General features: G+C 62.1%; 12 protein-coding genes, 1 tRNA gene and 1 other annotated feature. Of the genes, 6 read left to right on the forward strand and 7 right to left on the reverse strand.

Going from position 1 to position 14065, the window contains the following annotated elements:
- The first annotated feature begins 13 nt into the window (after positions 1 to 13).
- From RGQ15_RS10605 to RGQ15_RS10615, 3 genes are all read left to right on the forward strand, one after another.
- Positions 14 to 358 (forward strand): hypothetical protein, encoded by a 345-nt coding sequence (locus tag RGQ15_RS10605; protein ID WP_311160188.1) that lies wholly within the window; start codon positions 14 to 16, stop codon positions 356 to 358.
- 435 nt (positions 359 to 793) lie between these two features.
- A complete protein-coding gene (locus RGQ15_RS10610; RefSeq protein WP_311160189.1) occupies positions 794 to 1714 on the forward strand; it encodes a DUF481 domain-containing protein in 921 nt (306 codons plus the stop codon).
- 389 nt (positions 1715 to 2103) lie between these two features.
- The gene (locus tag RGQ15_RS10615; protein ID WP_311161076.1) at positions 2104 to 2541 is read left to right on the forward strand and encodes an MmcB family DNA repair protein; all 438 of its coding nucleotides are present in this window, start codon (positions 2104 to 2106) and stop codon (positions 2539 to 2541) included.
- Here RGQ15_RS10615 and RGQ15_RS10620 read toward each other — a convergent pair.
- The gene (locus RGQ15_RS10620; RefSeq protein ID WP_311160190.1) at positions 2522 to 2749 is read right to left on the reverse strand and encodes a DUF6324 family protein; all 228 of its coding nucleotides are present in this window, start codon (positions 2747 to 2749) and stop codon (positions 2522 to 2524) included. The genes RGQ15_RS10615 and RGQ15_RS10620 overlap by 20 nt on opposite strands.
- 118 nt (positions 2750 to 2867) lie before the next feature.
- Here RGQ15_RS10620 and RGQ15_RS10625 point away from each other — a divergent pair.
- Positions 2868 to 2944: transfer RNA gene (locus RGQ15_RS10625), tRNA-His, on the forward strand.
- 288 nt (positions 2945 to 3232) lie between these two features.
- Positions 3233 to 3742 carry a MarR family winged helix-turn-helix transcriptional regulator gene (locus RGQ15_RS10630; RefSeq protein ID WP_311160191.1) on the forward strand — a complete coding sequence of 170 codons (510 nt, stop codon included), beginning with the start codon at positions 3233 to 3235 and terminating at the stop codon, positions 3740 to 3742.
- Between the two features lie 838 nt (positions 3743 to 4580).
- Here RGQ15_RS10630 and RGQ15_RS10635 read toward each other — a convergent pair.
- Positions 4581 to 5633, reverse strand: coding sequence for a hypothetical protein (locus RGQ15_RS10635; protein WP_311160192.1), 1053 nt, complete (start codon positions 5631 to 5633; stop codon positions 4581 to 4583).
- A gap of 108 nt (positions 5634 to 5741) precedes the next feature.
- On the reverse strand, positions 5742 to 6203 hold the full coding sequence (locus RGQ15_RS10640; RefSeq protein WP_311160193.1) for a hypothetical protein: 462 nt from the start codon (positions 6201 to 6203) through the stop codon (positions 5742 to 5744).
- A 330-nt stretch (positions 6204 to 6533) separates the two neighbouring features.
- Positions 6534 to 6592: a sequence feature (sul1 is cis-regulatory element that is thought to sense ions involved in sulfur or methionine metabolism; They are found in Alphaproteobacteria), on the forward strand.
- Between the two features lie 66 nt (positions 6593 to 6658).
- Here RGQ15_RS10640 and RGQ15_RS10645 point away from each other — a divergent pair.
- Positions 6659 to 8149: a SulP family inorganic anion transporter gene (locus tag RGQ15_RS10645; RefSeq protein WP_311160194.1), complete on the forward strand. Its 1491-nt coding sequence runs from the start codon at positions 6659 to 6661 to the stop codon at positions 8147 to 8149.
- 81 nt (positions 8150 to 8230) lie between these two features.
- Here the strand turns inward: RGQ15_RS10645 and guaD are convergent, their stop codons facing one another.
- From guaD to xdhA, 4 genes are read right to left on the reverse strand one after another with little or no spacing between them, the layout of a single operon-like run.
- The gene (gene guaD / locus RGQ15_RS10650; protein WP_311160195.1) at positions 8231 to 9505 is read right to left on the reverse strand and encodes a guanine deaminase; all 1275 of its coding nucleotides are present in this window, start codon (positions 9503 to 9505) and stop codon (positions 8231 to 8233) included.
- Entirely contained in the window at positions 9493 to 10236 is a 744-nt protein-coding gene (gene xdhC, locus RGQ15_RS10655; RefSeq protein ID WP_311160196.1) for a xanthine dehydrogenase accessory protein XdhC, read from the reverse strand. The genes guaD and xdhC overlap by 13 nt, the downstream gene beginning before the upstream one ends.
- The gene (gene xdhB, locus RGQ15_RS10660) at positions 10233 to 12530 is read right to left on the reverse strand and encodes a xanthine dehydrogenase molybdopterin binding subunit (protein ID WP_311160197.1); all 2298 of its coding nucleotides are present in this window, start codon (positions 12528 to 12530) and stop codon (positions 10233 to 10235) included. Before xdhB ends, xdhC begins: the two co-directional genes overlap by 4 nt.
- On the reverse strand, positions 12527 to 13972 hold the full coding sequence (gene xdhA, locus RGQ15_RS10665; protein WP_311160198.1) for a xanthine dehydrogenase small subunit: 1446 nt from the start codon (positions 13970 to 13972) through the stop codon (positions 12527 to 12529). The genes xdhB and xdhA overlap by 4 nt, the downstream gene beginning before the upstream one ends.
- Between the last annotated feature and the right edge of the window lie 93 nt (positions 13973 to 14065).

A 14065-nucleotide genomic window follows, 5' to 3' on the forward strand; every position in this document is an offset into this window, starting at 1 on the left:
TCGGAAGCCCGCCATGCCGCGTCTGGTTAAACTTTACCTTGTCAGCATCGTCTGGGGCATATGCCTTGCCCTGGCCTTCACGGCGCTCCTCATAGGCTTCGACGTGGCGGGGCTGCGTGGCCTGGTGATCGAAACGCGCGGCGGATCAATCGCGGTCGCCATGCTCGCTATTTTCCATGCCCTGCTGTTTTCGGGTGTCCAGTTCGGCATATTCGTGATGCGTATGGCTTCGGACGACAATCCGCGCTCAAGGGGCGGGCGCCTTAAGACCACGTTGCAGAATCGTCGCGATTCATCGGCAATCCGTGTTTCTGCTGCAACGAAGCACGGGTCGGGGCATGGATGCCAGGCGTTATAGCGGCAGGAAAAGCCTGGTTTGTTCCCTGCACTGGACACATTGTTGCAAAAAACTGTGGAAAACGTGCAACAAGTAGCGTTCGCCAATTGGGCATATTGATTGCTTAATTATTGGGCGCGTATGCCTCGTTTCTGCCATTGTTACGAAACTCACATGTTTTGTGAAACCTGAGGTTGCGCGTTAGTCCCTGAGCTACTTCTAAAAATAATAGCGGACTCGCCAATGGCGATTGGTTTCATCACGAATTTGCTTGCTCCAATTTCCGCCGATGCGGCTTCACCACATCGATTTCACGATTTCGCGATGTCCCGGCTTCGCGCCGCGAGCCTTTATGAGGCAGCCGCGCGGGTCTAATTCTTTCCCCAGCAGAGATGCTCGTGGTCAGACAGGCTTTGATGGCCACGGACACGAAAACGGTTCAAAAGGACTGAAGACATGAAAGCTCTTGCTTACCTCGCTGGCGCCACGGCGTTGGCCGCTGCTCTTTCTTCGCCGGCCTTCGCCCAGACGGAAATCGCGACCGGCGCCAACGCGACCGGGATTTCTGACGTCAACGAACAGATGAATGATGTCGAAGATGCGGTGCGCGACGATTTTGATCGTTCGTCCGACGCCTATCGCTATGGCCCGCCAGATCGCGCCGAAGGCATCTACGGATCGGTCGCCCTGAGCTATGTCGGACGCACCGGCAACAGCGAAAACCAGGACTTCAGCCTGTCGGGACGCCTTTCGAGCAACGCCGGCGCCTTCTCGCAATCGGTCGGGATCCTGCTTGAATATGGCGAGGACAATAACGGTGACAAGGACACCGAGAAAACCTCGACGATCTATGAGGGCATGTACAACATCAACGATCGTTTCTACGGCTTCGCGCTGGGTCGTCTGACCACGGATTCGCTTGCCGATGACCCGGTCAGCCTCGATGACGGGGACACGTTCGAGGATCTGGACGGCCGGATGAAGCGCGACGCCTATTTCGGTATCGGTCCGGGCTATCGGATCATCAACAATGACACCACGGCCTGGCGCATGCAGGCTGCGGTTGGTATCCGTTACACCAAGCAGGTCGATGTGATCGATCCGGTCGCCGAGACTCTTGAACTCGACTCGGATACCGGCGTGGGCTACCTCGTGTCGTCGCGCTTCTATCACCGGTTCAGCGACACGTTCTTCCTGACGAACGACACCGACTACCTGACCTCGGATGCGAACGATACCGCGACCAACGAACTGGGTCTGAACTTCAAGATGTCGGACGCTTTCGCGACCCGCTTCTCGTACAAGACCGAGTATGTTTCCGATCGCGCGATCCGCACCGACAACACGCTGGGCGTGTCGCTGGTCTACGGTTTCTAAGACCCTCCTCCCTCCTCTCATGCAAATCGGGGCGGCCTTCGGGCCGTCCCTTCGCGTTTCAGGGCATGGTGGGGAAGGGTGGCGGGAACCACAGCAACCGTGGCAGCGCAGGTTTCCCCGAAAGCCTGGATGTCCAGGTGGGGACCAGATAACGAGACCAGGGCCTCGACAGAGCCAGCCCCCTCGGTGAAATTATAGGCCAGTGGAAAAAAAGGCCGCGCACGCGAAGAGCAGAAACCCGCCACCGCCGTAAATAGGCTTCCCGCCTTCCTGCCGCAAGGGCCGGACGTTTGAAAACAGCGGGCGGTCTTGTCAGATGTTCACGATTGGTTCATCATCCGGCCATGTCTGATCCATGCCCGAAGCCTCAGGATGACTTGTTGCAGCAGATGAAGGCCGGCCAGCGCCTTGCGCGCGGGGTTGCGCGGCTTTTGACATCTCTGGGCCATGCCGCGCTGGCCGAGTTCGTGCCCAGTGGTGGTCTTCGTGTCGACGTGATTTCGATTTCGCCCAAGGGCGAGATCTGGGTCGTCGAATGCAAGAGTTGCCGCGCCGATTTCGTTTCGGACCGGAAATGGCAGAACTATCTTGAGTTCTGCGACCGCTTCTTCTGGGCTGTCGACGGTGATTTCCCCGAAGACCTGCTGCCTGAGGAAACGGGTCTGATACGAGCGGACAGCTGGGGCGGCGAACTGGTCCGTCTGGGCCCCGAAAGCAGGCTTGCCGCGGCAAGGCGCAGTCGTCTTATGCGCGAGATCGCCCGCGTTTCGACGCTGCGCCTCTTTCAGGCGACTGATCCGCTTGGCGTCAGCGCTTCGGTTTCCTAGCAGGCTTGCCCTGTTTTCCGCCTTGGTTCATCTCGCGCGCGGCCTCGGCAGCGGCAAGCAACTCCTCGGCGATTTCCTCGGCTTCTTCCGGGTCGAAATCCAGAGGAAGATCAACGCCTTCCGCCTCGACATAAATCCGGACCATGCCGCGATCGGTGGGGCCGATCTGCAGGTTCGCGGCGACTTCACTTTCGCTGTTGATGCTCATTCTCGGGTCTCCGTCTGGCAAGGCATTTGCCGGTAAGGAACCTTGAATACATTGCGTGCGTTTTTCCGACAAGACGGGGTTGCATCCCCCGAAAACTGGCGCTAGTAACCGCGCCAGTGCCGCCTTAGCTCAGTTGGTTAGAGCGCTAGATTGTGGATCTAGAGGTCCCCCGTTCGAGCCGGGGAGGCGGTACCATCAAATCATGAAATCGTCGGGAATGCGTCTGGTTCGGAAATCGATCCCGTCCAGATTTTGCATGATCGTCTTCCCGCAGCTGCGGGAAAACCTTCTGCAATTTCGCATCCACGCATCTTCCGCATGGGTGAACGTGTCAGGCGTTCCGCCCCAAGCGCGCATGCCTGTTCGATGTCTCCGGGTCGCACCACATGCACGCCTAGGCTGACGATCCAGATAAACGGTGTTGATTGGATGCGCGGCAATCCGCTACCTTCCAGAACGTGAAAACATGACGGAGGAAATGTCGTGAAAGCCGAAGTCGTTGACAAAACTGACGCCGAAATCGCCCCCGAGACGAAGGTCGTCGTCAAGACAAAGGATGACATCAAGGAGCTCTTCACGGCAGTCGCGCGGCTGACCGGCAGCTTCGAAGAAATGTTCAACGATGTGGGGCCGGTTCTGACTCTGGGCCAATGGGCGGTTCTCGATCTGCTCGTGTCAGGCGGAGAGCACAGGCCCTTCGAACTGGGCAAGAAGCTCTCGATCTCGCGGCAACTGGCCTGGCGGACGGTCAAGAAGCTTGAAAACCTCGATCTCGTGGAAGTCGGGGGCATCGAGGAAAACGCGCGGGCGGTCAATATTTCGGCCAAGCAGGGTGCCTTCGATCTGATCAGCAAGCGCGATGCGATTTTCGAAAAGGTGGCGGCAGCGATGAACGAAAAGCGACCTGCAAGCAGCGTCGCCCCCGCGATGCGCACGCTTTCCGCGATCACCGCCATCCTGCAGGCGAGCAAGTCGGACGCCGGCGAAAGCTGAGCTATATGCCAGAAAAACGGCCCCCGCCTGTGCAGGGGCCCGTTCCGCAATCAGCCCTTGGCGATGCTTTTGCCGGGTATATGCCGCAGCCGAGCCAGCCGTGGCGGCTACCTCAGCCGCAATTGGCTTGCGCCGCTTCGCCTTTGCGGGCGGCAGGGGATATGGCCAGAATGTCGACGGCTGTCCCACTGCGACGCCAGTCATCGCAGCCGTCCTATTCCTGCAGTAGAAAATGGAGGTGGTAAGGGCGCAGACACTTTTGTTCGAGGTGATGGCTTCGTCCGGTCGGATGTCGATCCCGACGCGTCGGCAAAAATCCTGAACGACGCAATTGTTGTAAAGGCGATCGCGCGCGAAATCGACATAGGTCACATCATGGCCCGCGTAACGCCGCCGCATCTTCGAGAAGCCGGGAGCGGGTGACTCCGGGCTGAAGGTTCGGAAAAAGCAGCCTTGACGCGCTGGTGAAGTGAAGACGCCATGAACGAAACAGCGTTGCGCACATAGTTGATAATCTTCATCGTCATCATGACGAAGCAAATCCGCGAAGGTCTTGAATTCGCCAGGCGAGAGCGCGGAAAACTCTTCGCCGCTCCGTGGATCTTGGTCAATTTCGGGCCAGCGCGATCAGGCTTTCGGGCGCGGCCCGGCCTGCCATGGGGTAGGCCAAGATGACAGCCTGCGGCGAACTCCCCGGCAGGCTGAATTCAACAATTGGTGCATCCAAGCCGGGGCACGTTAGAAGCGTGTGGCGCCTTTCTCAGTGTGGGTCACTCACTTTCGACGCTAGCGGCCTTCCGAATTTTCACTCCCGCTCTCAGCGCAGGACGCCGCGCGCTTAATCTTCGTCTGCCGCCGCGGCTCTCCTGGCCCTCGCGGCCAGCCGCTCGGCGCGGCGCGCCGACATGGGGCTGTTCGCAGCCATCTTGGTTTCCAGCTCGCGGATGCGCGCCCCCTGAGAGATGACGAGCTTCGTCAGCACATCCACCATCCCGAGGCGAAGGTCGTTCATGTCGATCGGCGCCTGTTCCTTGGCCTTGCGGGCCAGCAGGTCGATGCCGAATTCCTGTTCGTAGAGCTTCAGGTCCTCGACATGGGCGTCGATGATGTTCTGGGTCTGGGAATAGTCCAGCGTCATGCCTGCGACATCGGGCAGGCTGGGACCCGCAAGCGCATCCTTCCACTGCATCATGTCGTCGAATTCGGTGCCCCTGGTCTTGCCTTCCTGCCGGTCATTGACCAGCGCGCGCAACAGCAGTTCGGCATCGCTGCGCCGCATGTAGCTTCTGTCCCGACGCACGGTCAGTTCGACCCCGAGATTGGCCAGGAAATCGGCCACGACGCTTTCGACCGCATCGTAATGGCGAATGGTGAGATCGTCGCGGAAATGGTCCAGCCAGTCCTTGACCCGCTCATAGCGCTCCATGAGGGTTTCGGCCATGGTCGGGTAGTCGAGAAGGTTGTCCTTGTAGACCTTGTGGACGACGCCCCATTGGCAATAGGCAGAGGGCAGCCATCCCGCGGGATCGCGGACATAGCCGACGATCTCGACCTCGGCATGTTTCTTCAGCTCGTCAAGGAAGGGCTTCAGGTCATTGGCGCGCGACCAGTAGGCCTCGTTCGAGAGAACGAAGGTCTTCAGCTTGTCCGAGCGGTGAAGTGCCTTCGCCTGGGCGAAGATTTCCTTGGCATGCAGGGCTTTTTCGGCATCGGATGCCTTGAAGAAGTCCTTCTGACCCAGCCGCCCGTTCCGCTTGCCCGCCTCGTCTCCGAGCCACCGACCGAAATATTTCACGCCCTGCTGCTCGAGCTGGGCCGAATGCTGGGCCAGAACGCTCTGAATGGCAGACGTTCCGGTTTTTCCCATTCCGATATGGATGACGAACTTCATTGCGGCGACGGCCTCTGACAATTGGGGTTGCGAACTGGGGAAGATGCCCGGAGCGGTCGGCGTAGGACTACGCGCCGCGGCCGGGCATCCGTTGGGGCAGGGCCGGGCTTACGCCTCGACCGCCTCTTCTTTCTTCTCGGTCGTCAGCTTGCGGATGGCGCGGGTCGCGCGGGCCAGCGGGCGTGCGGTCGTCGCGCTGATCTTGCCGCATTCTTCCTTTTCCAGCTCGGCGATGATCGTTTTCGTCAGGGTCGAAAATTCGGCCAGCGCGGCCTTGCCTTCGTCGGTCAGCGACAGCGGGCCATCTTCCTCACGGGTGACCAGGCCCTTCTTGACCAGTTTGGCGGCGACAGATTTGCCCGGCGAACGGCTGGAGCCTTCCGTGCCTTCGGCCTCGTTCAGCGAACGCAGAGCGGACCATTCCTGCAGCGTGACCTTGTGCGCGGTTCCGCGCAGCTTGCGATCGACGGCCGCGGTGAATTTCGCAACCGTGTCGATCAGGTTCTCAAAGCCGCTCTCGTCGATCGCGTCTTTCGCCGACTTGCCTGCGAATTGTTTGGTTTTGGTCATGATGTTTCCTTGCTGTTCGGTTTTCATTGAGGCGAGCTTGCCGAGGCTCAATCATCATGTCAACGCAATTTACTCGTGACGTCGATATTGGTCCAAAACGGGGTCCGGGCGGTCCTTGCGCGTTCTGCGGCAGAATCGGAGGGCGAGGCAGGGGGCCGGAAATTCTTTGCGCGCGTCACGATCGTGTGTTCACAAGGTGGAAAAGGCGCAACTGTTGGGCAGGGCGCGGCCTGGTTGCCACAGTCATGGGCTTGGCGCGCTTCCGATAGGTTCAAGATCGATCGGGGTCTTGCAACGACCCGCCGCCTTCCCCTATCAGGCTGCTGAAAACCTGGACCCCGGGTGAGATTCCCGGGTGGCTCTTCCGGCCGCCGATCCGCCGGACCATCTGATTGACCCTGAATTCGGTTCCGCAACAAGGCTTCGTGCCGTTTCGGACAGGGAATGGATTTTGCATGATTTCACTGGAGACCTATCGTCACGAATGGTTCGGCAATATTCGCCGAGACCTGCTTGCCGGGCTTGTCGTGGCCCTTGCCCTGATCCCCGAGGCGATCGCCTTTTCGATCATCGCGGGTGTTGACCCCAAAGTCGGGCTTTATGCCTCGTTCTCGATTGCCCTGATCACGGCGATCGCTGGCGGCCGGCCCGGAATGATTTCCGCCGCAACCGCGGCCACGGCCGTGCTCATGGGGTCGCTCGTGCGCGATCACGGGCTGGATTACCTGCTGGCGGCAACGGTGCTTGCCGGGCTCTTGCAGATCGGGATGGGCCTGCTGCGGCTGGGCTTCGTCATGCGATACGTTTCGAAATCGGTCATGACCGGCTTTGTGAATGCGCTTGCGATCCTGATCTTCATGGCGCAATTGCCCGAGCTTGATCCCGCCAGGGTGCCGGCGCTGACCTATCCTCTGGTCGCGGCGGGGCTCGCCATCATCTATCTTTTCCCGCTGGTGAACCGTGCGATCCCATCGCCGCTGGTCACGATCGTCGTGTTGACCGCGCTGGCGATCGGGCTGGGCTGGGACGTGCGCACGGTGGGCGACATGGGATCGCTGCCGGATGCCCTGCCGTCATTCCTTGTCCCTCAGGTTCCGCTGAACCTCGAGACGCTGGCCATCATCTTTCCCTATGCGCTGGCGGTTGCCGTGGTCGGGCTGCTTGAAAGCCTGATGACACAGAACCTTGTCGACGAGCTGACGGACACGAAGACCAGCCGGAACCAGGAATGCATCGGCCAGGGACTTGCCAACGCTGCGACCGGTTTCATCGGTGGCATGGCAGGTTGCGCCATGATCGGCCAGAGCATGATCAACGTCAAATCCGGCGGAAGGGGCAGGCTTTCCTGTGCCTTTGCAGGCGTCATGCTGCTGATCTTCGTGGTTTTCCTTGGGCCGCTGGTCGCGCGCATTCCGATGGCCGCGCTGGTCGCCGTGATGATCATGGTTTCGATCGGAACCTTTTCCTGGTCCTCGATCGGGTCGCTTCGGACCCATCCCCGGTCATCGTCGATCGTCATGCTGTCGACGGTGGTGGCTGTCGTCTGGACCCACAATCTCGCGATCGGCGTGCTGATCGGAGTGCTTCTGTCGGGGATCTTCTTTGCCGCCAAGATCGTCACGATGTTCCGCGTCACGTCAGAGCTGGCCGAGGATGGTCGATCCCGGACCTATCGCGTCAACGGCCAGCTTTTCTTCGGCTCGGTCGAGGATTTCATGGCGGCCTTCGATTTTGCCGAGAAGCCGGCCCGCGTTGCCATCGACGTGTCCGGCGCCCATATCTGGGACATCTCGTCGGTGCAGGCTCTGGACTCGGTGGTGCTCAAATTCCGGCGAGGCGGGGCCACGGTGGATGTGGTCGGCCTGAACGAGGCCTCGAGAACCATCGTCGACCGCTTGGGTGTGCAGAACCGCCCCGGCGCCATAGATGAGATCCCGTTGCACTGACCGGGCAAGAAAGCGGGGCGCGCAGTTCCAGGCTGCGCCCCGCTTCCGTCTTTCTTCGGCTCTTGAGCCGGAACGGCGAGATCAGAGCATCGGACGGCCCGCGACATAGGTCTGCGCCACCGACCTGTCGTCCCCCATGATCTGGAGTACGAAAAGCTCTTCGGCGAGGGTCTGGGCCTTTTCCATGCGCAGTGCCATGGCGGGGGTGGCGCGGCTGTCGAGGATGACAAGATCCGCATCCGTGCCGGGGGTCAGCGTGCCGATCCGATCCTCCATACCCAATGCCACGGCATTCCCCCGCGTCGCCCAGTGGAAAGCCGCAAAGGGATGCAGCTTCTGGCCGCGCAGCTGAAGGATCTTGTAGCCCTCGTTCAGGGTCTGAAGCATCGAATAGCTGCTGCCGCCCCCGATATCCGTCGCGATCCCCGAGGTGATGCCCGCCGCGCGCAGGCCGGCCTCGTCGAAAAGTCCCGAGCCCAGGAACAGGTTCGAGGTCGGGCAGAAGATCGCGCGGCTGCCGGTCTCGGCCATGCGGGCGATCTCGCGTTCGCGCAGGTGGATCGAATGGCCCAGTAGGATCTTCGGGCCGAGCAATCCGTAAGATTCGTAGATATTCAGGTAATCCCGTGCCTTGGGATAAAGACTTAGGGTGAATTCGATCTCGGCGAGGTTCTCGCTCAGATGGGTCTGGATATGGCAGTCGGGGTGCTCGCGAACCAGCGTTCCGGTCGCCTCCATCTGCTCGGGCGTCGAGGTGATGGCGAAGCGCGGGGTGATGGCGTAGCGCTGGCGGCCGCGGCCATGCCATTTTTCCAGCAGGCGCTTGCTGTCGTCATAGCCGCGCTGCGGCGTGTCGAGGACGGCCTCGGGCGCATTGCGGTCCATCATGACCTTGCCCGCGATCATCGCCATGTTGCGCGCCTCGGAGGCCTGGAACAGCGCCTCGACCGATTGCGGGTGGCTCGAGCAGAAGGCCACCGCCGAGGTCGTGCCATGCGAGAGCAGCAGCTTCAGGAAGGCGTCGGCCATGCGCGTGGCGTGACCCTCGTCGCTGAACTGCGCCTCGCTCGGGAAGGTATAGGTGTTGAGCCAGTCCAGAAGCTGCGCCCCCCAGCTCGCGATGACCTGCACTTGCGGGAAATGCAGGTGCGGGTCGATGAAGCCGGGCAGGATCAGGTTCGGGCGATGGTCGATCTCGGGCAGGCCGTCAGCGCGGAGATCCGCGTAGTCGCCGGTAGCGACGATCTTGCCATCCTCGACAAGCACCGCGCCGTTTTCGTGATAGGTGAAGGCATCCTCGGACAGGGCGGGGTCCGCATGGAAAGAGAGCGTCCGCCCTCGGATCAGTTGTCGCATTTGATTTGGGGAACCGGTGATGTGGTTTCGGTCAGCCGGCCGATCAGTTCGGCGGCGGTGAAGGCGGCGATGATCTCGGGGCGCTTGTCACGCGAATAGCCGGCGCCGATGGGACAGGTCAGCCTGTCGGTGTCCAGACCCTGTGCACGGGCAAAGCGACGGAACTGCGCGAGCTTTGTCTGGCTGCCGATCATGCCGATATAGGGGGCATCCATCCGGCGCAAAGCCTCGGCGGACAAAAGAAAGTCCAGCGCATGATCATGCGTCACGACGATATAGCTGGTGCCGAAGGGGGCCTTGCGGATCTCGGCCTCAGGCAGGGGGGTCAGGCGGGTCTCGCCGGTGGCCTGTGTCAATTCGCTTGCGCGTTGGTCGATCAGGATGGGCCGCAGGGGCAGCAGAGCGAGCGCGCGGCTGAGCGCCCGCCCGACATGCCCCGCACCGAAGATCAGCACCTGCGGATGGTCATCATCCGCTGAGATTGCCTTGACCCGGCACAGATCCAGTTCGACCCGACCGCCGCAGCACTGGCCGATCTCGGGTCCAAGGGGAACATCCATCCTGGCGCTGTCCTCGCCGCGCGCAAGCATCTGCCGCGCGCGGTCGATCGCCATGAATTCAAGCTGTCCGCCCCCGATCGTGCCCTGCGTCGCATCGCGCGTCACATGCATCGTGGCGCCGGCCTCGCGGGGCGACGACCCCCGCGTGCGGGTGATCGTGACCCGGATCATCTGAGCTTCTCGATCGCCATGAGAACGCGTTCCGGCGTGGCGGGGGCGTCGATGCGCGGGTTCTCGGCATAGCCGTTGAACGACGCGACCGCCATGTTCAGCGCCTGGAAGACCGAGATGCCCAGCATGAAAGGGGGCTCACCCACGGCCTTCGAGCGCTTGATGGTGTTCTCGCGGTTCACCGACCAATCTGCCAGCGCCACGTTGAAGACCTTGGGCCGATCCGAGGCGAGCGGGATCTTGTAGGTCGAAGGGGCATGGGTCTTGAGCTGCCCCTTGGCGTCCCACCACAGCTCCTCGCTGGTCAGCCAGCCGGTGCCCTGCACGAAGGCGCCCTCGACCTGGCCCTTGTCCAATGCCGGGTTCAGGCTGCGGCCCACGTCATGCAGCACGTCGGCGCGCTCGATGACATATTCGCCGGTCAGGGTGTCGACCGCGACCTCGGCGCAGGCCGCGCCATAGGCGAAGTAATAGAAGGGCCGGCCGCGCCCGGTGTCGCGATCCCAGTGGATCTTGGGCGTCTTGTAGAAGCCGGTCGCCGAAAGCTGGATACGGGCCATATAGGCGGTCTTGACGAAATCCTGGAACGGCATTTGCTCGGTGCCGATCTGCACCGTCTCGCCGATGCTGACGAGTTCGGGCGCAACGCCCTTGGCCTCGGCGGCAAAGGCGGTCAGACGCTCGATCAACTGCTGGCAGGCGTGCAGTGCCGCCATGCCGTTCAGGTCGGAACCGGACGAGGCCGCGGTGGCCGAGGTGTTCGGCACCTTCTCGGTCGTCGTCTTGGTGATCCTGATACGATCGATGTCGACGCCAAGCGCCTCGGCCACGACCTGCGCGACCTTGGTGTTCAGCCCCTGGCCCATTTCGGTGCCGCCATGGTTCAGGTGGATCGAGCCGTCCGAATAGATATGGACGAGCGCGCCCGCCTGGTTGAACCAGGTCGCGGTGAAGCTGATGCCGAACTTGACCGGGGTCAGCGCGATGCCCTTGCGGATCACGCCGCCCCGCGCGTTCCATTCGATCACCGCCCGCCGGCGCGCCTGATAGTCGCTGCTGGCTTCGAGCTCATCGAGAATGCGTGGCAGGATCTGGTCTTCGACCTCCTGATGATAGGGGGTGAGCTGGCCATTTTCGTAAAGGTTCAGCCGGCGGATTTCCAAAGGGTCGCGCTGAAGGGCGTAGGCGATGTCCTCGACCACGCGCTCGGCCATGATGACGCCCTGCGGACCGCCGAAGCCGCGGAAGGCGGTGTTTGAACAGGTATTGGTCTTCATCGGATGGCTGCGCAGTTCGACCGCCGGGTAGTAATAGGCATTGTCGGCATGGAACAGCGCGCGATCCGTCACCGGACCCGAGAGATCCGCCGAGAAGCCGCAGCGCGCGTAGAAGTCTCCGCTGACGGCGTGGATCTTGCCGGTCTCGTCATAGCCCACCTGATAGTCGATGACGAAGTCGTGGCGCTTGCCGGTGATCTGGAAATCGTCATCGCGGTCGGGGCGCAGCTTGACGGGGCGGTGCAGCTTCTTCGCGGCGAGGGCGGCGATCACCGAGAAGATGTTCATCTGCGTCTCTTTGCCGCCGAAGCCGCCGCCCATGCGACGCACGTTCACCACGACGGCATTGGCGGCCGTGCCCAAGACATGGGCGACCATGTGCTGCACCTCGGTCGGGTGCTGGGTCGAGGTGTGGACGATGACCTCGTCATCCTCGCCGGGCAGGGCAAAGGCGATCTGGCTTTCCAGGTAGAAATGTTCCTGCCCGCCGACGGTCAGGCGACCGGACATGCGGCGCGGCGCGCGGTCAAGCTCGGCCATGTCGCCACGGGCGAGTTTCAGTGGTTTGGTCACATAACCCAGCCCGGCATCGCGGGCGCTCATGGCGTCCAGGGCGAAGGGCAGTTCCTGATATTCGACCTTGGCCAGCTGACAGGCGCGGCGCGCCTGGTCGCGGGTTTCGGCCACGACTGCGAAGATCGGCTGGCCCAGGAATTGCACCTCGGGGAAGGCGAAGACCGGGTCGTCATCGAGCCCGTTGGGGCTGATATCGTTGACGCCGGGAATGTCCTCGGCGGTCAGGACAGCATGCACGCCCGGCGCCGCGCGCACCGCCGTGAGGTCCATCGTGGTGATCATGCCATGCGCCACCGTCGAAAGGCCCAGATAGGCATGCAGCGTGCCGATGGGCTCGGCGATGTCGTCGGTATAGTCGGCGCGGCCGGTGACATGTTTCTCGGCCGAGTCGTGGATGATCGAGCTGTGGGCAGTACCCTTGACGATGACGTCCTGTTTCATTCGGCTCTCCTCAGGCGATGTTCGGCGCCCGACTGTTCCAGCCAGAAGCGGCGGAAGAAGTTGGCGGCAAGCTGCTGGCGGTATTCGGCGCTGGCGCGCCAGTCGCTGAGCGGCTGGAAGTCGTTCGCCACGGCGCGGGCGGCGGCTTCGAATGTCTCGGCGGCGAAGGGCTGACCCTTCAGCGCGGCCTCGGCCTGTGCGGCGCGCCTGGGCGTCCCGGCCATGCCACCGAACGCCACGCAGGCGTCGATGATCGTCGCGCCATCCGTTTCCACACGGAAGGCGGCCGCAGCTGCGGTAATGTCGGCATGGTGGCGCTTGCTGACCTTGTAGGCCGCGATCCTCGCGTCGCCCTTCAGCGGGATATGCACCGCCTCGACGAATTCGCCGGGGCGGCGGTCCTGCTTGCCATATTCGATGAAGTAATCCTCGACCGGCAGATCACGCCTGCCCGCCTGGCTGCGCAGGGTGATCGAGGCCCCGAGCGCGATCAGCAGGGGTGGCGTTTCACCGATGGGCGAGCCATTCGCCACATTGCCGCCGATGGTTCCGGCGTTGCGCACCTGCCAGCCGCCGATGCGGCGCCAGTAATCCAGCGCCTCGGGGAAATGGGCCAGGATGAAGGGCTCGAATTCGGTATAGGTGACACCCGCGCCGATCGTGATCTGGCCCGGCGTGATCTCGATGCGCTTGAGGTCCTGCAGGTGGCCGATGAAGACGGCCGGAGAGATGTCCTTGAGGAATTTCGTGACCCACAGCCCGACATCGGTCGCCCCGGCTACGATGGTGGCCTTGGGGTTCTCGGCCAGCACTTCTGTCAGATCGGCGGCATCCGAAGGCAGGATCGCGCGATCCTCGCCGCGCGCGATGTCGACCCTGTCGCGCGGGATTGCAGCCAGTGTTTCGGTCACGCGGTCGCGTTCGATAGCCAGCGCATCCATGTGTTGCCCGCCCGCCTCGCTGGCGGCAAGGGCAGCTTTCACGATCGGCTCGTAGCCGGTGCAGCGGCACAGGTTGCCTTGCAGCGCGGTTTCGATCGCGCCCATGTCGGGGCGGGGGTTCTGCATCCACAGCCCATAGAGCGCCATCACGAAGCCGGGCGTGCAGAAACCGCATTGGCTGCCGTGATGCTCGACCATCGCGGCCTGAACCGGGTGCAGCCCGCCATCCGGGCCGCGCAGATGCTCGATCGTGACGATGTGGCAACCGTGGCACGAGGCGAGGAAGCGGATGCAGGCGTTGATCGGCTCATATTGCAGATGGCCGTGATGCAGCCGCCCGACAAGGACGGTGCAGGCGCCGCAATCGCCTTCGGCGCAGCCTTCCTTCGTGCCGGTCAGGCGCCTGTTTAGCCTGAGAAAATCCAGCAGGGTGTCGCGGGAGCCGGCCTCGGTCAGGCGGATCTCGGTATCGTTCAGTAAGAAGCGCAGCTCGCTGCCCATCAAATCCTCGCTCGGGTCGCTTTCAGAAAAAGCGTAGATGCGATTTGACCTTTGCGAAATCACCGATTGAGCATAAGACTTTCAGCCAATCAT

Source organism: Paracoccus sp. MBLB3053 (assembly GCF_031822435.1).
GTDB classification, from domain to species: Bacteria; Pseudomonadota; Alphaproteobacteria; order Rhodobacterales; family Rhodobacteraceae; genus Paracoccus; species Paracoccus aurantius.